19 protein-coding genes and 1 riboswitch are annotated in these 17,796 nt (G+C 40.0%); of the genes, 8 read left to right on the top strand and 11 right to left on the bottom strand.

The window, feature by feature from the left end; genetic code table 11:
- Window positions 1-38: 38 nt before the first annotated feature.
- Window positions 39-135, bottom strand: a riboswitch (TPP riboswitch).
- A gap of 74 nt (window positions 136-209) precedes the next feature.
- The 4 genes from BM073_RS09370 to BM073_RS09355 form a co-directional block, all read right to left on the bottom strand.
- Window positions 210-467 carry a Txe/YoeB family addiction module toxin gene (locus tag BM073_RS09370; protein WP_091653510.1) on the bottom strand — a complete coding sequence of 86 codons (258 nt, stop codon included), beginning with the start codon at window positions 465-467 and terminating at the stop codon, window positions 210-212.
- Entirely contained in the window at window positions 464-718 is a 255-nt protein-coding gene (locus tag BM073_RS09365; RefSeq protein WP_091653762.1) for a type II toxin-antitoxin system Phd/YefM family antitoxin, read from the bottom strand. Before BM073_RS09365 ends, BM073_RS09370 begins: the two co-directional genes overlap by 4 nt.
- A gap of 64 nt (window positions 719-782) precedes the next feature.
- On the bottom strand, window positions 783-2,306 hold the full coding sequence (locus tag BM073_RS09360) for a P-loop NTPase family protein (protein ID WP_091653508.1): 1,524 nt from the start codon (window positions 2,304-2,306) through the stop codon (window positions 783-785).
- A gap of 8 nt (window positions 2,307-2,314) precedes the next feature.
- Entirely contained in the window at window positions 2,315-3,415 is a 1,101-nt protein-coding gene (locus BM073_RS09355; protein WP_091653506.1) for a vWA domain-containing protein, read from the bottom strand.
- A gap of 140 nt (window positions 3,416-3,555) precedes the next feature.
- On the opposite strand from BM073_RS09355, the gene BM073_RS09350 reads away from it, so the two are divergent.
- Window positions 3,556-3,786 (top strand): hypothetical protein, encoded by a 231-nt coding sequence (locus BM073_RS09350; protein ID WP_091653761.1) that lies wholly within the window; start codon window positions 3,556-3,558, stop codon window positions 3,784-3,786.
- Here BM073_RS09350 and BM073_RS09345 read toward each other — a convergent pair whose 3' ends face one another.
- Window positions 3,787-4,197 carry a type II toxin-antitoxin system VapC family toxin gene (locus BM073_RS09345; RefSeq protein ID WP_091653505.1) on the bottom strand — a complete coding sequence of 137 codons (411 nt, stop codon included), beginning with the start codon at window positions 4,195-4,197 and terminating at the stop codon, window positions 3,787-3,789.
- A complete protein-coding gene (locus tag BM073_RS09340) occupies window positions 4,190-4,447 on the bottom strand; it encodes a DUF6364 family protein (RefSeq protein ID WP_091653503.1) in 258 nt (85 codons plus the stop codon). The genes BM073_RS09345 and BM073_RS09340 overlap by 8 nt, the downstream gene beginning before the upstream one ends.
- 90 nt (window positions 4,448-4,537) lie before the next feature.
- Here BM073_RS09340 and queG point away from each other — a divergent pair, with 90 nt between their 5' ends.
- The gene (gene queG, locus BM073_RS09335) at window positions 4,538-5,479 is read left to right on the top strand and encodes a tRNA epoxyqueuosine(34) reductase QueG (RefSeq protein ID WP_091653501.1); all 942 of its coding nucleotides are present in this window, start codon (window positions 4,538-4,540) and stop codon (window positions 5,477-5,479) included.
- A 4-nt stretch (window positions 5,480-5,483) separates the two neighbouring features.
- A complete protein-coding gene (gene corA / locus BM073_RS09330) occupies window positions 5,484-6,590 on the top strand; it encodes a magnesium/cobalt transporter CorA (RefSeq protein ID WP_091653500.1) in 1,107 nt (368 codons plus the stop codon).
- A 58-nt stretch (window positions 6,591-6,648) separates the two neighbouring features.
- Here corA and nadC read toward each other — a convergent pair whose 3' ends face one another.
- On the bottom strand, window positions 6,649-7,506 hold the full coding sequence (gene nadC / locus BM073_RS09325) for a carboxylating nicotinate-nucleotide diphosphorylase (RefSeq protein ID WP_091653498.1): 858 nt from the start codon (window positions 7,504-7,506) through the stop codon (window positions 6,649-6,651).
- 152 nt (window positions 7,507-7,658) lie between these two features.
- The gene (locus BM073_RS09320; RefSeq protein WP_091653496.1) at window positions 7,659-8,054 is read right to left on the bottom strand and encodes a DUF4783 domain-containing protein; all 396 of its coding nucleotides are present in this window, start codon (window positions 8,052-8,054) and stop codon (window positions 7,659-7,661) included.
- A 135-nt stretch (window positions 8,055-8,189) separates the two neighbouring features.
- Here BM073_RS09320 and gpmI point away from each other — a divergent pair, with 135 nt between their 5' ends.
- Together gpmI and BM073_RS09310 are read left to right on the top strand one after the other, a co-directional pair.
- The gene (gene gpmI, locus BM073_RS09315) at window positions 8,190-9,716 is read left to right on the top strand and encodes a 2,3-bisphosphoglycerate-independent phosphoglycerate mutase (protein WP_091653495.1); all 1,527 of its coding nucleotides are present in this window, start codon (window positions 8,190-8,192) and stop codon (window positions 9,714-9,716) included.
- The gene (locus BM073_RS09310; protein WP_091653493.1) at window positions 9,713-10,282 is read left to right on the top strand and encodes a hypothetical protein; all 570 of its coding nucleotides are present in this window, start codon (window positions 9,713-9,715) and stop codon (window positions 10,280-10,282) included. Before gpmI ends, BM073_RS09310 begins: the two co-directional genes overlap by 4 nt.
- A 33-nt stretch (window positions 10,283-10,315) precedes the next feature.
- On the opposite strand, the gene BM073_RS09305 is transcribed toward BM073_RS09310, so the two are convergent.
- Window positions 10,316-11,992 (bottom strand): amidase, encoded by a 1,677-nt coding sequence (locus tag BM073_RS09305; RefSeq protein ID WP_091653491.1) that lies wholly within the window; start codon window positions 11,990-11,992, stop codon window positions 10,316-10,318.
- Between the two features lie 74 nt (window positions 11,993-12,066).
- Between BM073_RS09305 and BM073_RS09300 the strand changes: the two genes are divergently transcribed.
- On the top strand, window positions 12,067-12,507 hold the full coding sequence (locus tag BM073_RS09300) for a hypothetical protein (protein ID WP_091653490.1): 441 nt from the start codon (window positions 12,067-12,069) through the stop codon (window positions 12,505-12,507).
- A 25-nt stretch (window positions 12,508-12,532) separates the two neighbouring features.
- Here BM073_RS09300 and BM073_RS09295 read toward each other — a convergent pair whose 3' ends face one another.
- Together BM073_RS09295 and BM073_RS09290 are read right to left on the bottom strand one after the other, a co-directional pair.
- Window positions 12,533-12,835 carry a hypothetical protein gene (locus BM073_RS09295; protein ID WP_091653488.1) on the bottom strand — a complete coding sequence of 101 codons (303 nt, stop codon included), beginning with the start codon at window positions 12,833-12,835 and terminating at the stop codon, window positions 12,533-12,535.
- 90 nt (window positions 12,836-12,925) lie between these two features.
- The gene (locus BM073_RS09290; protein WP_091653486.1) at window positions 12,926-13,234 is read right to left on the bottom strand and encodes a hypothetical protein; all 309 of its coding nucleotides are present in this window, start codon (window positions 13,232-13,234) and stop codon (window positions 12,926-12,928) included.
- Between the two features lie 228 nt (window positions 13,235-13,462).
- Here BM073_RS09290 and polA point away from each other — a divergent pair, with 228 nt between their 5' ends.
- Complete coding sequence (gene polA / locus BM073_RS09285; protein WP_091653485.1) at window positions 13,463-16,285, top strand: DNA polymerase I; 2,823 nt, start codon at window positions 13,463-13,465, stop codon at window positions 16,283-16,285.
- Window positions 16,286-16,379: 94 nt separating this feature from the next.
- Complete coding sequence (gene radA / locus BM073_RS09280) at window positions 16,380-17,753, top strand: DNA repair protein RadA (protein WP_091653483.1); 1,374 nt, start codon at window positions 16,380-16,382, stop codon at window positions 17,751-17,753.
- The last annotated feature ends 43 nt before the right edge of the window (window positions 17,754-17,796 follow it).

Genomic DNA, 17,796 nt, shown 5'->3' with positions numbered 1-17,796 from the left:
CAGAGCATACAGTGGTACCAAACTGTCTATTCTAAATTCACTTTGCTTGCTCATTTCCCTTCGCCGGCACTACCCGGATCAGGTATTATGGGTATGATCTCAGCCCGTTTTATTAAGGCACCCCTTATGATCTATGTGCAAAGGTATGGGGGAAAAGTCTTAAAGCAAAAAAAGTAATAAAAGGATTTGTTAGTAATTCACTTTAAAATTTAATCATAATGAAATCTACATTTTGCAATTAAAATTTCATCATCCTTTACTTGGTAAATTAGGCGATGTTCTTGATCAATTCTTCTAGACCAAAATCCCGAATACTTAAATTTTAAAGGCTCCGGTTTACCTATACCTTCAAATGGGTTTCTGGAAATATCCTTTAACAACTCGTTGATTCTTTTCAACTTTTTCTTGTCTGTTTTTTGCCAGTAAAGATAGTCTTCCCAAGATTCCTCAACGAAAACAAACTTCATTCTTCAAATAGTTTTTTCTCGAATGATTTCCCTGATTTCAACTTTTGAATAGCTGAATCGAGGCGCTCTTCATTTACTTTAGAAGAAAGTTCATGATGGGTAGCCTTCAAAGAGTTATATTCTACTAAAGACATTATCACAATGCCAGAATCCTTGCCCCGATTAATTATTAGTGTCTCGAAGTTTTGCGAAATTTGATCAAAATATCGTTTGATATCCTTTCTGAAATCTGATAAGGTAGTAGTAAGCATATTTATGATTTTTTGTACACAAATATGTACATATTTTTTTAAAAAAAGAGGCTTTCGCCCCTTTTTATAAATCATCCTCATCAAAATCATCTTCGTCTCCAGGCCCCATATCAAACATGGAACTGAATAAATCCTTGAACTGTAAACCAGTGTCCAACATGCGTTTGCTCAGCTGAGAATATTCAGCCAAACCATGCAATGCAAACTCCATAAAAAATTCTTTCTCTCTTTCAAGTAGATTTTTGACCAACTGTGTTACCACATTTTCCAAGCCCGGAACTTCCATTAAAGCTTGCTTATACTCTTTATCGGATTGAGAGGCTAAAATATCCAGGACGTTTCCTTCCCCAAACCAGGCAAGTGGAATCACATAGGGGTTTCCTTCCTTGGACTTTTTCTTTTCTTCCGGAGATGGAAAATAATTCACAAACTGAGATCTTATAGCTTTTCCAATTAAGTTGTACGCAACCAATCCCGCACCTTCTTGCTCTCCTTCATACACTAATTCTACTTTACCGGTAATCGCCGGAATTACTCCGATCAAATCGGCAATTCTTACCACCGTTTTGTTTTCACCATTCATATAAAGCCTTCTCTCAGCTGCTGAAATCATATTTTCATAGGCTGAAATGGTTAAACGAGCCGAGACACCTGACTTTTCATCCACGTACTCGGAAGCTCTTGCCTCAATCGCAATCTGTTCGATCAAGTCCTTCATGAGTTCGGGCACATGAATATTTTCAACAGGCTTTCCCTTCAAGTTTGCCTCCTGTGCGGTGATTTTTTTACCAATCTCAATGGACTTCGGATAGTGGGTGATAATCTGACTTTCAATTCTATCTTTTAGAGGAGTAACTATACTTCCTCGGTTGGTATAGTCCTCTGGATTAGCTGTGAAAACAAATTGTATATCCAGGGGCAATCGCAGCTTAAAGCCCCGAATTTGAATATCTCCTTCTTGAAGAATATTGAATAAAGCTACCTGAATTCGAGCTTGTAAATCCGGTAATTCATTGATTACAAAAATAGACCGGTGAGATCTTGGCACCAGACCATAGTGAATCACCCGCTCATCATTGTAACTGAGCTTCATGGTGGCCGCTTTGATAGGATCCACATCTCCAATCAAATCAGCTACAGAAACATCAGGAGTCGCTAATTTTTCTGTGTAACGTTCATTTCTATGCCACCAGGTGATTGGGGTATCATCACCCCTTTCTTCGATCAGATTTCTCGCATAGGAAGTCAAAGGTGCCAATGGATCATCATTTAATTCCGAACCATAGACCACCGGTAAATATTCGTCCAAGAGCAAGGTCATCATTCTCGCAATCCGAGTCTTGGCCTGACCACGAAGTCCCAATAAATTGATGTTGTGACGGGATAAAATCGCACGTTCGATATCTGGAATTACTGTATCCTCATAACCCCAAATACCTTCAAAGACATTTTCTTTTGCTTTGATTTTAGCAATAAGATTATCTCTTAATTCCTCTTTGATTGATTTAGCCTGATAGCCAGCAGCCTTCAACTGACCAAGTGTTCGAATTTGTTTCAGTTCTTTTCCTGTAAGTGTATGGTAGTCCATGCGTTTGTTTAAAAGCGTTTGGTTCGGTTTCTTCTATAATCCTCAAAAATCAAATCTCCTAAGCCCTTCAAAGAAGAGTAGTAAGCATTTCCATTGTTGACCTTGGTAAATTCTTTGACAAACTCCTTCAAATAAGGGTCTGAAGCGATCATAAAGGTGGTTACGGGGATTTTTAATTTTCTGCATTGAGCAGCTAGTTTGAGCGTTTCACTCAAGATTTTACTGTCAATCCCAAAAGAGTTTTTGTAATATTTGATTCCAACTTTCAAGCAGGTTGGCTTACCGTCAGTAATCATGAATATTTGTTTGTTCGGATTCTTCCTCCTGCGAAGTAGATCCATAGCCAGCTCTAATCCTGCAACTGTATTAGTATGATAAGGACCCACTTGAAGGTAGGGCAGATCCTTAATTTCAATTTGCCATGCATCGTTTCCAAATACGATGATATCAAGCGTGTCTTTTGGGTATCGGGTTTTTATCAATTCTGCCAAAGCCATTGCCACTTTCTTAGCCGGCGTGATCCGATCTTCCCCATACAAAATCATAGAGTGGGAAATATCGATCATCAAAACTGTAGAGGTCTGAGATCTATACTCATTCTCCACAACTTCCAAATCATCTTCGGTCAAAAGATAGTCACCTGTAAATCCATGATTGGCCTGGGCATTACGTAGCGAGTCAGTAAGCGCAATTTGATCTAAGTTATCTCCAAACTCATAGGCTCTTCTGTCGGTGCCTCGCTCTTCTCCCTGACCGGAATGTGTGGTTTTATGCTGTCCTGATTTACCTCTTTTGAGCTTCCCAAAAATTTCCTCCAGGGCAGACTTTCTAATCGTTTGCTCTGCTTTCCCTGTAATTTTAAACTCCCCTTTTTGATTTTCTTCAGTCAGATATCCTTTGGATTTAAGGTCCTCAATGAAATCCCCAATTCCGTAATTGGGATTAGTCATGTTGTAACGCTTATCCAAGTTTGTCAGCCAGCTAAGAGCCTCCGCCACATCTCCGCCAGTCATGGTAACCAGCTGAAGAAATATATTAAGAAGGTTCTCAAAGGTGTTTTTCTCAGGATCTTGGGAAGGTATATATTGAGTAAAGCGGAAGCCTTTCATAATCAGATTTTTAAAGATTAGACTCAAGAAGCAGAACAAAACTTGCTGCCAAATCGAATTGAGCGAACTTTAAGATACATGTCTCGATAACAAAGTGAAAGGCATAGGAGTTTGAATAAGTGGATAAAAACACCAAAAAGATGAAAAATTATCAAACTGTAGTTGGGGTTGTGACCGGAATTTTGATTGTTTTTGTCACGCTGATTCAACTCAATATTGCTTTGCCATTAATTTGGCTAATTTTCTTGGCGGGGCCTTTTTTAGTTCTTTGGATGGTTTGGTCTGTTTTAACGGCTCCAATTACAATAGAAGAAACCTTTGATGAACAATGGTATCAGGACAAACCGGAACTAAGAAGAGAAAGAGATTAATCAAGGTGCAAAAAATTCCTGTGGAGTAAGGATAGGTATTTGACTGTTGCCAATAAAATCCCTTTTATTTCTAGTGATTAAAAAATCTACACGATGAGCTAAAGCAGTATAATATTGTAGCCCATCTTCCTTGGCTTTAAAGTTGGAATTCAAAGATTGAATAATCACATCCTTCCCTCCTGAAATTACCTCACAAACTAAAAAAAATTGTTCTAAAAGTTCATTTGCTTGAGGAATTTTGTAGACCTCAAAAACAAGGTAATATAAGTTTCCTAAACTGCTCTCAGCGATAAAAAGCTGAGCCAATGACCCTTGTGCCAGCATTAGAAAAAGCTTAGAATCTTCATAAAAGGGATCCCTTTTTGCGAGCAAGTCAATCACTACATTAGTATCTAAAAAGATTTTAACCATGTTTTTTTAACAAATAATGACTTCGAAGCTCTTTGTCAAATTTATCAGGGCTGGGTCTAGGTTTCATAGACTCCAATTTTTTTAAAAGTGATTTTGCCGCTTTTTGAGCTTCAGTTTGTTCTATTTCTGGATCTTCTTTAGAAAAAATCTCCTCAAACATTTGAGACAATGACATTCCTCGGTCAGCAGCTTTTTGCTTGGCCTTTTCTATTATTTCTTTTTCTACAGTAAGAGTAAGTTTGGTTTTCATAAATACACGTGCTTAAATACAATATACGTGTAATTCTCAAATTGTGTTCAATTTCGTCGTTTATTTGATTTGAAGTACTTTCGAATTCCTATGAGCCCTTCATTTAAATACGCCCAATTCATCAAGTCCACCGCCAAACATCTGGGCTTTGACTTCTGTGGAATTGCTAAGGCGGAATTTTTAGAAGAGGAGGCCCCGAGACTTGAAGAGTGGCTAAATCGAAACTATCAAGGACAGATGGCCTATTTGGCCAATCATTTTGACAAGCGTTTAGATCCAACCAAGTTGGTTCCCAGTGCAAAAACAGTCATTTCCCTGATTTACAATTACTATCCAGAGCATAAACTTCCTGAAAAACCAGAAGACATCAAGCTGGCCAAATATGCTTATGGAGAGGATTATCACTTTGTGATTAAGGATAAACTTAAAACATTTTTGGAAATTCTTAGGCGGGAAATCGGTGAAATTGAAGGGCGGGTTTTTGTTGACTCAGCACCTGTTATGGAGCGACAATGGGCTCACAAAGCTGGATTGGGATGGGTTGGAAAAAACAGCCTTTTGCTTAATCGAAAGATGGGGAGCTTTTTCTTTTTGGCAGAGTTGATCATCGATTTAGAGGTAGTTCCTGATGTTCCTTTGGCAAAAGATTATTGTGGAACTTGTACGGCCTGTATAGATGCATGTCCAACAGATGCCATCGTGCAACCGGGAGTAGTCGATGGTTCCCGCTGTATTTCCTACTTGACCATAGAATTGAAAGAGGCAATTCCTTCAGAATTCAAAGGAAAGATGGAAAATTGGGCTTTTGGCTGCGATATCTGCCAAGATGTGTGTCCTTGGAATCGCTTTTCCAAGCCTCATCAAGAACCAAAATTTGATCCCCATTCGGATCTAAAAGACTATTCAAAGAAAGATTGGATTGAGATGACAGAAGAGACTTTTCAGAAAGTTTTTAAAAAATCTCCTTTAAAGCGTACAAAATTTGCCGGACTGAAAAGAAATCTCGAATTTATTCAATCAAAGCCCTCCTAGACTTATGGCGCAGAAGTCTCCTATGAAGCAATTCCAAAAACTCTTTAAGAGTAAAAAAAGGAAAAGACCTGCCCATAGAGTTGGTTTGCCTCCCGCGGCCCTGGTTTTTACTGGTGACAAAAAGCAAGAGGAAGTTTTCATTAACTTGATCACCTACGATGAACAGGAGATTTATGAAGAAAAAATCAAGCTATCCCAGCTTAAAGATCATCTGAAGCTTCAAAAAAAAGTTTTCTGGATAGATGTCATTGGGCTCCACGATGTAGGTATTTTAGAAGAAATCGGACAGATTTTTGGCATTCACAAATTGACTTTGGAGGATATTCTCAGCACCTTCCAAAGGCCAAAAATGGAGGCTTTTGAGGAGTACATTTTTGCTACGCTGAAAATGATTCAATGCAATTCCCCTGAAGACCCCATAGATGAAGAACAGGTGAGTTTTCTAATGGCTAAAAATATTCTGATCACTTTTCAGGAAAAAGAGGGGGATGTGTTCCAGTTTGTAAGAGAGAGACTCCAAGACTCCAAAAGGACTATCCGACAAAGAGGAACCGATTATCTGCTGTATGCTTTATTGGATGCGGTTGTCGACAATTACTTCACTGTTCTTGAACATATAGGCGAAAGGATAGAAAGCTTAGAATCGCAGGCTATCATAGAACCCGGAACCGAAACTCTGAATGCCTTGTATCTTCAACGCAGGGAGATGATGGACTTGAGAAGGTCAGTTTATCCGCTCAGGGAGGTAATCGGAGCTTTCGATAAGTATGCAGAGGATAAAATCTCTCCGGAAGTACGACCTTTTATCCGAGATTTGTATGAAAATACTATTCAGGTAATTGAAACCATGGAAGTGTTTCGGGATATGTCTTCCGGCGTCCTAGACCTTTACATGAACAGCCTTTCTAACCGCATGAATAATGTAATGAAGGTGCTTACCATTATATCTACCATTTTTATTCCTTTGAGCTTTGTGGCCGGAGTTTATGGAATGAACTTCGAGTATATGCCCGAGTTACAATGGCGCTATGGGTATTTTTATGTTTTGAGTGGAATGGGTATAGCAGTGATTGGAATGCTCTTTTATTTTCGATTAAAAAAATGGCTTTAAGAGCAATTTAAGCAGTCTTTTTCTATTGTAAACAATTAAATTGTTTAAATATCCAATCTTAAAAAGCTTTAAGACTGATATCTAGACTTTTCACGGAGTGCGTTAAAGCCCCCATAGAAATAAAATCCACACCGCATTCGGCCACCTCAGCAAGGGTCTCCTCTGTAATTCCACCAGAGGCTTCGGTTTCAAATTTTCCATCAATGATTGCAACTGCCTTTCTCATGGTTGCATAATCCATGTTGTCCAGCATGATGTAATCCACTCCTCCAACTCTCACTACTTCCTCCACCTCTTGCAGATTTCGGGTTTCAACTTCAATTTTTAAGTTCAGATTATGGGAGGCTAAATAGGCTTTGGTTCGCTCAATGGCTTGCTGAATTCCTCCGGCAAAATCCACATGATTGTCTTTCAACATCACCATATCATACAGCGCAAATCTATGATTTACTCCTCCACCGATATGAACAGCCCATTTTTCCATCAATCGGAAATTAGGAGTGGTTTTCCTGGTATCCATCAGACGAGCTTTGGTATGGATAATCTTCTGAGTCAACCTATGAGTCAATGTAGCGATACCGCTCATTCTTTGCATACAGTTGAGAACCAATCTTTCTGAAGACAAAATAGAAGCTGCTGGACCTGCAACAGTCAATCCTATATCTCCATATTTCACTTCATCTCCATCCTTTTTGAGAAGAGTTACTTCCAAACTGGGATCATAACTTTTAAAAATTTTCTCAGCCATTTCTATTCCAGCAAGTACTCCGTCACCCTTGATTAAAAGTTTTGCCTGACCCATTTTATCTGATGGAATCGCCGCCAAAGAAGAATAATCTCCCGGTCCAATATCTTCTGCAAAAGCAGATTGGATAAATGATTGGATAGCCTGATCGGTAAGGTAAGCGGGTCTCATGTATCAAGATTTAAAATCAGCTGATCAGATTTCAAAAATCTGGCAGAGATTGAAGCATTAAATGGGATGAAATGTTTGGAGTAGCTATAAACTATTTCCAGCTGCAAAAATAGGGATAATGAGTAGCAGTACGGGCAATTTTCTAAAAATGCTTACACTTTTACAAAGCCCAGACTATACACTTTGATTTGGGCATCCTGCTGATTGACTTTAATAAAAACCTTATAAATGCCTTTTCCGCTTTGATAATCCCCTATATAAGAACTCAAACTGGGATTATTTTCTGATCTAAAAACTAGGGAAAATTTTAAGGGTGGGTTTTTCTTGAAAAAATCTTTTAACACTATTTCGGCCTGACTTTTCGAAAAATCACCTTGTTGACCGTTGATATTGAGTGAAATACTTGCGTCAAAATATCTAGCCAAATCACTACTGGACCCACTATCGATCGCCACTATAATGGGGTCAATAGAGTGCTCAGGTGGATAGGTAGTATCGGGTACAGCTATCCACAGTAAAAGTGATAGTATGAGTTGGTTAAGCATCATCAGTGCTGATTTGGCAAATACTACGCCAAATTCATTCTTTCAAAATGCATTTTTGAGATTATTTCTTTCAGCAGGAAAAAAGTCAATCCATCATTCTTTGGGTCAAGAATGCCTAGAATATTTTATATTTGCCACATGGATAAGAAAGTACTTTTAATGATCTTGGACGGCTGGGGAATTGCGACTAAACCCGCTGTATCCGCCATCGACAAAGCCAAAACACCTTTTGTAGATAGTTTATATACCAAATACCCACATTCTACCCTTGAGGCCTCCGGTTTGGCAGTAGGTCTTCCAGAGGGCCAAATGGGAAATTCAGAAGTGGGACATATGAATATCGGCGCTGGTAGAATTGTTTATCAAGACTTGGTGAAAATCAACCAAGCTGTGAAAAACGGAGAGCTGAAGGAGCACCCTGTGTTGAAAGAAGCCTTTGCCAAAGCAAAAGCTGAAAAGAAGAAAGCGCATTTTATCGGTTTGGTTTCTGACGGTGGAGTGCATGCTCATATTGATCACCTGAAGGGTCTTTGCGATGCTGCTAAGGCAAATGGAATGGAGGATGTTTTCATTCATGCATTCACAGACGGTAGAGATACCGATCCAAAGGGAGGCGTTCATTATCTATCCGATCTTCAAGATCACCTGAAAAATTCATCCGGTAAAATCGCCTCCGTGGTAGGAAGATACTATGCCATGGATCGTGATAATCGTTGGGAGCGCGTTAAGCTGGCTTACGATGCCTTAGTTCATGGCGAAGGAGAAAAGTCCAAAGATATCCTAGCTGCTATCAAAAAATCCTATGACAATAATGTAACGGATGAATTTATCCGTCCTATTATCCACGTAGGCGCAGATAATAAACCTTTGGCTACCATAGCTGAGGGAGACCTGGTGATCTGTTTCAATTTTAGAACCGACAGGGGAAGGGAAATCACTCAGGTGCTGACGCAAAAGGATTTTGAGGATTACAACATGAAAAAGTTAAACCTCAATTACATCACTTTTACTAATTATGATGAGACCTTCCAGGGTGTCAAAGTTCTTTTTGAAAAGGATAATTTAAATAATACGCTAGGGCAGGTACTTGAAGCAGCCGGAAAAACTCAAATCAGAATTGCTGAAACTGAGAAATACCCTCACGTAACCTTCTTTTTCTCGGGAGGCAGGGAAAAAGAATTTAAAGGAGAGAGCAGAATTCTATGTCCTTCTCCAAAAGTTGCGACTTACGATCTCAAGCCCGAAATGAGCGCTTTTGAAATCGCTTCCAAAATAATTCCTGAACTTAAGAAAAAAAGTACGGACTTTATCTGCCTTAATTTTGCCAATGCTGATATGGTCGGGCACACAGGTGATTTTGAGGCTGCAATGAAGGCCTGTGAAGCGGTGGATCAATGTACAGAGCGAGTAGTAAATGCTGCTTTGGAAAATAATTACACCATCATGGTGATCGCAGATCATGGAAACAGTGATATGATGATCAATGAGGACGGAAGTCCAAATACGGCTCATACCACCAACCTTGTTCCTTTTATTTTGATCGACAAGCAAGACAGCTTCCAGGTAAAAGATGGAAAATTAGGAGATCTAGCACCTACCATCTTGAAACTAATCGGCCTGGAGATTCCTAAAGAAATGACTGGAGATATCTTGATAAACGAATGAAATTTAGAATACTCGTAGCACTTGCATTCCTGATTTCCTCGCTTACTTCCTGTGAAAATACTCCTGGAATCGCACCTGTAGGGGAAATGGAGGTTTTACCTTATTATGATTTGAAAGGCTTTGTACTTCAGGAAATCGAAAAGCTGGACAGCAGTAGCCAAGTTTCCAAAATCACCCGGATAAATGGGGAAGAAAAAAGGTCCGATGTGACTTTCTCAAAAGAAGATTGGAAAGAAGAGCTAGACGCTTTCTTGGAGGCAGATATCAACAAACCTTCCTTAGCCACAGCATTTAACACTGAGATCAAAGGTGATATTTTAATCCATCAAGCTAAACCTGAGGCAAAAACAACCATCAAAGAAATTCAGGTTCGGATTGTAGATGACAAACCTGTTTGGTTAAGATTTAGAGGTGCGAAAGAAAGTATATTTTACACCTCTTATATCAATGGGGGCATTTACATGAATGCTTTTACTGATAAAATTGATCATTACGAATTGGAAAGCACACAAAAAATTTGGTTTCTCAGTCCAAATAATATGAAAATTCAAGGTGCTGTTAGATAAAAAAAGGCTCGGAAAAAATCCGAGCCTTTCTTTTTATTGATTAAATAAGGGGGGTCTTTGAGTTTGCCAATCAGTATTTTTCTGAATGAGACTTCCTAGTATCACCAATTTTTCTTCCTCAAAAAGATTTGCCAATAAAGTAATGGAAGTAGGTGAACCGCTTTCATTAAATCCATTTGGCATGCATAAGGCAGGATGTCCTGTCAGGTTAGTAATCTGTAGCTGTGATCCGGCAAAAGATGGAGTCACAATCACATCATATCCTTTCATCAATTCATGCATTTCCTGAATCAACAAAGTTCTCTGACGACTTAGATTCACATAATCAGTAGCAGGAATAAATCGAGCAGCACGAAACAGGTTTGGCCAGGCATTTCTATGTTGAGCTACCAACTGATCATCCCAACCAAGGCGGGTCAATTCATCAAAAGCGGCTGAACCTTCAGCCATGAGCATCATCACTATAGGACCGGCAGGAATGGAAACATTTAACTCAAGCGGATGTAATTCTATTCCAATATTTTTGAACGTTTCTAACACTTTTTGATCATTGGCAGAAGCTCTTTCTCCTTCGAAGAAAGGCTTGAAATAGCCCACTTTCAAGCTTTTTGGATCTCTTTTCGCATCATAATTGAAAGCTGCCTGAATAGAACTTGCGTCATTATCATCCTGTCCATTGATGACTGCTAGGACTATCCCATTATCCAATGCCGATCTGGAGATTGGGCCTATTTTATCCATAGACCAGCTCAATGCCATAGCACCGTGCTTGCTGACTCTCCCATAAGTAGGTCTTAAGCCAGTAACACCATTACGTGTAGATGGCGAAACAATGGAACCTAATGTCTCAGTACCAATTGCAAAAGGAACCAGCCCAGCACTAACTGCGGAGGCAGAACCGGCTGATGAACCACTAGATCCTTGCTTCAAATTCCATGGGTTTTTGGTAACTCCTCCATACCACACATCACCCATTGCCAAAGCACCTAAAGTAAACTTCCCCACCAAAACTGCTCCCGCATCGTCCAACTTGGTCACAATAGTAGCTGTTTCATCTATTTCCTGATCCTTGTAGGGCATGGCTCCCCAAGTAGTCTTGGTTCCTTTTACTGCTAGCAAATCTTTGACACCATAAGGAATTCCGTGTAGAGGTCCTCTATATTTTCCTGCTTTCAATTCCGAATCCATAGCCCGGGCTTTTTCCAAAGCAGAATCTTCCATCAGAGTGATCAGACACTGAAGAGTATCAGAGTATGTTTTAATCCTATCTAGATAAATCTTTGTCAATCTCTCACTTGTCAGCTTTCCGGACTTGATTAACACCGCCAATTCATGAACGGGCGTAAAAGCAATATCCACATCTGATTTGGGAAGATCCGCTGAATTAGCAAGCCCCCAATTCAGAGTTTTTTGCTCCAGAGAAGGTTTAAATCCTTTGGGAAGTGGGTTGAAAACCAAAGAAGGCGCAACTGAATTGTCCAGACTGACCTTTCTGGAATTTTCAAGATTATTCAGCTGATTTTTAAGCGTATTTACCATACTATCCTTCTCAGCCGGACTGAAGGAAATACCAATCAAGTCGGACGCCCCTTCGATGGAAGCCGGATTGATTTCACCGGAAAGTTTCCCAAAGGTAAAACCAAGTGCTAGGCAAGATGCCGCTCCGAGGCATATAAAGAAGCCTGATTTTAATCTGTTTTTTATTTCCATAGCTTAGTTTTGTATTATGCATGAACATGCAAGTCCCCAAGGTGTTTAATTAGTGCTTTAAAATCAAACCATTCATGGATCAAAAACCAGCATTTCCCATATTTCCCATGTATTTCAGAGGGCTATTGTTGCTCGCAGGAATGTATACAATTGCCTGGTCGGCATTTTTTAAATGGTTTGGACCGGAATTGATCAACTGGTTGGCGATCAATGGGGACCTGGCTTCCACACTACCCGCTAATTGGTATGGAAGTTTTGGATTAATAGTAGGCTTGTTGATTTTTGTTTCTGCCTTCTATCCGGTAAGTTGGGTCTACTTGATTATAGGAGGGATAGCTGGAAAAATTATTTTGGCAATCTGGTTCTCTTTGGGGTTTTTGCCGGATATAGGCTGGAATAAGCGAAGTGGTTTTCACCTGATTTTCAATGAGCTCCTTTGGTTAATTCCTTTGATTGTAATTTTCCTCAGAGGCCTTCAAGTAAGGGCTTATTTAAATACAGAAGAAAAAAAGTAAAAAAGGGGCTTTCGCCCCTCTTTTGTTATAGAATGATGATCAACAATAAAATGATGATGATTGCGCCTGTAGAAATGAATATTCCTCCATTTCCTCTTCTGCTTATCTCCTTCATTTCTTTGAGCTCTTCTCTAATTTCCTTTCTCTCTTCTCGTGTCATATCGGAAAAATCCATTGCTTTGATTTCTTCAAATCTAGTCTTCATGGCTTCCAATTTGGCTTTTTCCTCCTCACTCAACTCCGTAACTTCTTTCTCTTTTTTCGCAGGCTCAGCATAAACCATGGACACAGAAAGAAACAGGGCAAAAATTAATAGTAGTTTTTTCATTTGAATGTAGTTTTGGTAAAAGATAAATTAAACTGATTAAGAATATTTTTAGAACCAATCATAAAACGGATAATTGGTGATTTTAGGATATTAATCCACCAAAATGATAATGATCAGGATTAAAATGATCGCGCCAGTAGAAAGCCAAAGGCCGTTATTCCTTCCTTCTGCTTTGATTTCTTGTAGCTCAATTTTAAGAGCTTTGGCCTCATCCTTACTAAGTGTAGAGAAATCCATCGCTTTGATTTCATTAAATCGACTTTGAAGTTGTTCGATCTTTTCTGAGTCTTCAGCGCTAAGCTCAGTTTTTTCCTTTTTGGTTTTTTCGCCAGGGTTTGCATGGGCGGCATTGATGCCGAAGAACCCTAACATCATGAGAATCAGAAGTGCTTTTTTCATGGGATTATTAATTTATTTGAAAAGGATATGTAAAATGTCAAAGGCTATATTTCTAAAGTGATGCAATTTTTTTAAACCAAACCTTAACAAGATATTAAAGTGAAACAAATTGACACAAAACCAATCCAAGAGAGAAAAGTTTACATCTACGGATTGACGCCTCCCAGCGGTATTTTTTGTACCTTGGTTGGCTGATTAATTTAGCTTTTTTCTACGAAAAAATAGACCATGTCTCAAAATCAACCCCATAAATTATTTCTTTTAGATGCCATGGCTCTGATCTATCGGGCACATTTTGCATTTAGTAAAAATCCTAGAATCAACTCCAAAGGCCTTAATACCGGTGTCATGCTGGGTTTTACCAATACGCTGATGGAAGTGTTAACCAAAGAAAAGCCCAGTCATATTGCGGTAGCTTTTGATACTTCTGCTCCTACTTTTAGACATGAGCAGTTTGAGCCTTACAAAGCAAATAGACAAGAACAACCAGAAGACATTACTGTATCTATTCCATGGGTTAAGGAAATTGTTAAAGCATTCCGGATTCCAGTTTTGGAAATGGATGGATTCGAAGCTGATGACATCATCGGGACCTTGGCTAAAAAAGCAGAAAGGGAATCATTTACGGTCTACATGATGACGCCGGATAAGGATTATGGGCAGATCGTGGATGACCATATATATTTATACAAACCTGCCTTCATGGGCAACGGCGTGGATGTGATGGGCCCAAAGGAAGTTTGTGCCAAATGGGATATTGAGCATGTGGATCAGGTGAGAGATATCCTGGGACTGATGGGTGATGCGGTGGATAATATTCCGGGTATTCCAGGCATTGGCGCTAAGACTGCAACCAAGCTATTGAAGGAGTTCGGAACAGTGGAAGAACTGATTAAAAACACGGATAAGCTGAAAGGAAAGCAAAAGGAAAATGTGGAAAACTTTGCCCAGCAAGGTATACTTTCCAAAGAGCTTGCTACCATCAAAATAGATGTGCCTATCGCATTTAATGAGGAGGACCTCCGATACGATGGTTTTGATGAAGAAAAGCTCAGGGCTATTTTCAACGAGCTGGAATTCCGTACTCTTTCCAATAGAATTTTTAAAGACGAGGGAAAAAAAGCAGTTATTCAGAAAAATGAGCAGCTTGGTCTTTTCGGGGAAGCTCCAAGTTCATCTCCAGCTTCGGAGATTGAGTTTGAAGAAGAATCTGTAAATACCTCCGCTCCGGTTGTTCCAGATACTATCCATAGCAATCTTCACCATTATCACAAAATCAAAGGAAAAGATGCCATCGAAGAATTGATGGAGTATTTGATGGTACAGAAAGTTGTGTGCTTTGATACGGAAACTACTGCGCTCAATGCAATGGAAGCAGAGTTGGTTGGAATTTCTTTTGCCTACCTCAGTGGTGAGGCCTACTATATTCCTTGCCCTGCTGATCAAAAAGAAACGCAGGCTATTTTGGAGCTGTTAATGCCTTTCTTCGAAAATGAAGATATCCTCAAAGTTGGTCAGAATATCAAGTATGATCTGCTGGTTTTAAAAAACTATGGGATAGAAGTGAAAGGTGCGCTTTATGACACCATGTTAGCCCACTACCTGATTGAACCTGAAGGCAAACACAGCATGGATTGGCTCGCTGAGCAATACCTCAACTATAAGCCTGTTTCCATTACTGAATTGATCGGAAAAAAAGGTAAAAATCAGGGTAATATGCGGGATGTGGATGAAGATGAAGTCACATCCTATGCTGCAGAAGATGCTGATATTACCCTCAGATTGAAAGAGAAATTTGATCCCCTTTTGAAAGAAAATGAATTGGAGAATCTTTTCTACAAAGTGGAAAACCCGCTGATCAATGTGCTGACAGACATGGAGTTTGAAGGGGTCAAAATAGACACTGACAGCCTAGCCGAACTTTCTCAAGCCCTAGAGGAAGAAAGTATTGCTATAGAAAAAAGAGTCTATGAATTGGCAGGAGTCAGATTCAATCTAGCTTCTCCAAAGCAATTGGGTGATGTGCTTTTTGAAAAGTTGAAACTGGACCCCAAGGCTAAAAAGACCAAAACAGGGCAATACGCCACTGGAGAGGAGATATTGAGCAAATTGGCAGATGAGCACGAGATTGCTCAGGCCATTTTGGATTATAGACAAATGGTGAAGCTAAAGTCGACTTACGTGGACGCTTTGCCTACTATGATCAACTCTAAGACAGGACGCATTCATACCACCTATAATCAGTTTGTTGCGGCAACAGGTCGTTTGTCCTCCATCAACCCCAATTTGCAGAATATTCCTATACGAACAGAAAGAGGAAGGGAGATAAGAAAGGCCTTTGTAGCCAGAGATGAAAATCATGTGCTTTTGGCAGCGGATTACTCTCAAATAGAACTGAGAATCATGGCTGCTTTCTCCGGAGATGAGTCCATGATAGAGGCATTCAAAAATGGCAGGGATATTCATGCTACCACTGCCGCAAAAATATTCCAGGTTCCACTGGAAGAAGTCACCTCCGACATGAGGAGAAAGGCTAAAACCGCCAACTTTGGAATCATCTATGGCATATCAGCTTTTGGACTTTCTCAGCGGCTATCTATCCCAAGAGGAGAGGCCAAGGAAATCATTGATGCTTATTTCAAAGAGTTTCCTGCTGTAAAAGAATATATGGACGGAGCTATAGAAAAAGCTAGAAAAGACGAGTACGTTGAGACTATCTTGGGTAGGAGAAGGTACTTGAGAGATATCAATAGCCGAAACCAAACAATGCGAGGTTTCGCTGAACGAAACGCAATCAACGCTCCTATTCAGGGTTCAGCGGCCGACTTGATCAAAGTCGCTATGATCGATGTGCATAACTGGATGAAAAAAGAAAAGCTGAAGTCCAAAATGATCCTGCAAGTTCACGATGAATTGGTTTTTGACGCTCATAAGGATGAAGTTGAGATATTGAAGGAAAATATTCCTGGCTTGATGTCAAATGCCATCAAACTAGCTGTCCCGGTAGAAGTGGAAGTGGGGCTGGGGAAAGATTGGCTGGAAGCACATTGATGAGAGATTAGAAGCGAGAAGCGAGAAAATAGAGACGAGAGATTAGAAAAGTGGCTGGAATTGCTTGATCTGATGTACAAAACCCCAAACCAAATTGGCTAAAGTAAAAACTTCCTTTTTTTGTCAGAATTGTGGCGCGCAAAGCCCAAAATGGCTAGGTAAATGTCCTGCGTGCGGGCAATGGAATACCTATGTAGAAGAAATTATTCAAAAGGAGGAAAGTGGAAAGGGAACCTGGAAAACTCCCTCCAACGGAACAAAAAAGGCAAGCAGTCCTAAAAAAATCACTGAAGTCAATTATGAGGAACAGCCAAGGTGGATCACCGGGGATAATGAATTGGACAGAGTTTTAGGAGGAGGAATAGTTCCTGGGTCCTTGGTATTGATAGGTGGTGAGCCTGGAATTGGGAAGTCAACCTTAATGCTTCAGATAGCCTTAATCTTGAAGAATAAAACCATTCTTTACGTATCCGGGGAGGAAAGTGAGGCTCAAATCAAAATGCGTGCAGACAGGATGGAGGCCAAAAACCCAGATTGTTATGTGCTTTCTGAAACCAACACTCAGCAGATATTTCAACAGGTAGAAATTCTAAAACCTGACTTTTTGGTGATAGATTCTATTCAGACGCTCAACAGTCAATACGTGGAATCAGCCGCAGGCTCAGTATCTCAAGTTAGGGAGTGCACAGCCGAGCTCATGAAGTTTGCCAAGGAAACCGGAACTCCTGTTTTTCTAATTGGACATATCACCAAGGATGGTTCCATCGCCGGCCCCAAAGTATTGGAGCACATGGTCGACACGGTATTACAATTTGAAGGAGATCGGCACCTGACTTATAGAATATTACGAACTTCAAAAAACCGATTTGGGTCCACACATGAATTGGGCATCTATGAAATGCGAGCCGAAGGACTCCGGTCAGTAGCCAATCCATCAGAGATCTTGCTAACCCAAAGAGAGGAAGTATTAAACGGAGTGGCCATTGGAGCCATGATGGAGGGGAATCGTCCTTTGTTGATTGAAATCCAATCTTTGGTCAGCCCGGCTACATACGGAACACCTCAAAGAAGCAGCACCGGACATGATGCCAAACGTCTGAATATGCTTCTGGCTGTATTAGAAAAGCGGGGGGGAATGAGACTTGGACAGCAAGATGTCTTTTTGAATGTGGCAGGCGGCCTACGAGTGGATGATCCGGCATTGGATTTAGCAGTATGTGCAAGTTTGATTTCCAGTTATGAGGACACACCCGTTTCCGAGCAGATTTGTTTTGCAGGTGAAGTGGGTTTGGGAGGAGAAATTCGGGCTGTATCCAGAATAGAAAACAGAATTGCAGAAGCTGAAAAGCTGGGTTTCAAGAAAATCGTAGTCTCAAAATACGCTGTCAAAGGGCTAGATCTCAAAAAATTTAAAATTCAGATATTACAGGTAAGTAAGTTGGAAGAAATGTATTCGCTAATTTTCTAAAATGGATTAAATAGCCTCTTTTATCTTCAATTGGAAATTGCAT

The organism is Algoriphagus ornithinivorans (assembly GCF_900115305.1).
In the GTDB taxonomy this organism is placed as follows: Bacteria; Bacteroidota; Bacteroidia; order Cytophagales; family Cyclobacteriaceae; genus Algoriphagus; species Algoriphagus ornithinivorans.
Note: the sequence above shows the minus strand (reverse complement) of the source record. Positions and strands in the feature narration are given on the sequence as shown.

Excerpts from the sequence above, each read along its gene's own strand:
- BM073_RS09370 (WP_091653510.1), bottom strand. The coding sequence starts at position 467 with ATGAAGTTTGTTTTCGTTGAGGAATCTTGGGAAGACTATCTTTACTGG.
- BM073_RS09365 (WP_091653762.1), bottom strand. The coding sequence starts at position 718 with ATGCTTACTACTACCTTATCAGATTTCAGAAAGGATATCAAACGATAT.
- BM073_RS09360 (WP_091653508.1), bottom strand. The coding sequence starts at position 2,306 with ATGGACTACCATACACTTACAGGAAAAGAACTGAAACAAATTCGAACA.
- BM073_RS09355 (WP_091653506.1), bottom strand. The coding sequence starts at position 3,415 with ATGAAAGGCTTCCGCTTTACTCAATATATACCTTCCCAAGATCCTGAG.
- BM073_RS09350 (WP_091653761.1), top strand. The coding sequence starts at position 3,556 with ATGAAAAATTATCAAACTGTAGTTGGGGTTGTGACCGGAATTTTGATT.
- BM073_RS09345 (WP_091653505.1), bottom strand. The coding sequence starts at position 4,197 with ATGGTTAAAATCTTTTTAGATACTAATGTAGTGATTGACTTGCTCGCA.
- BM073_RS09340 (WP_091653503.1), bottom strand. The coding sequence starts at position 4,447 with ATGAAAACCAAACTTACTCTTACTGTAGAAAAAGAAATAATAGAAAAG.
- queG (WP_091653501.1), top strand. The coding sequence starts at position 4,538 with ATGAGCCCTTCATTTAAATACGCCCAATTCATCAAGTCCACCGCCAAA.
- corA (WP_091653500.1), top strand. The coding sequence starts at position 5,484 with ATGGCGCAGAAGTCTCCTATGAAGCAATTCCAAAAACTCTTTAAGAGT.
- nadC (WP_091653498.1), bottom strand. The coding sequence starts at position 7,506 with ATGAGACCCGCTTACCTTACCGATCAGGCTATCCAATCATTTATCCAA.
- BM073_RS09320 (WP_091653496.1), bottom strand. The coding sequence starts at position 8,054 with ATGATGCTTAACCAACTCATACTATCACTTTTACTGTGGATAGCTGTA.
- gpmI (WP_091653495.1), top strand. The coding sequence starts at position 8,190 with ATGGATAAGAAAGTACTTTTAATGATCTTGGACGGCTGGGGAATTGCG.
- BM073_RS09310 (WP_091653493.1), top strand. The coding sequence starts at position 9,713 with ATGAAATTTAGAATACTCGTAGCACTTGCATTCCTGATTTCCTCGCTT.
- BM073_RS09305 (WP_091653491.1), bottom strand. The coding sequence starts at position 11,992 with ATGGAAATAAAAAACAGATTAAAATCAGGCTTCTTTATATGCCTCGGA.
- BM073_RS09300 (WP_091653490.1), top strand. The coding sequence starts at position 12,067 with ATGGATCAAAAACCAGCATTTCCCATATTTCCCATGTATTTCAGAGGG.
- BM073_RS09295 (WP_091653488.1), bottom strand. The coding sequence starts at position 12,835 with ATGAAAAAACTACTATTAATTTTTGCCCTGTTTCTTTCTGTGTCCATG.
- BM073_RS09290 (WP_091653486.1), bottom strand. The coding sequence starts at position 13,234 with ATGAAAAAAGCACTTCTGATTCTCATGATGTTAGGGTTCTTCGGCATC.
- polA (WP_091653485.1), top strand. The coding sequence starts at position 13,463 with ATGTCTCAAAATCAACCCCATAAATTATTTCTTTTAGATGCCATGGCT.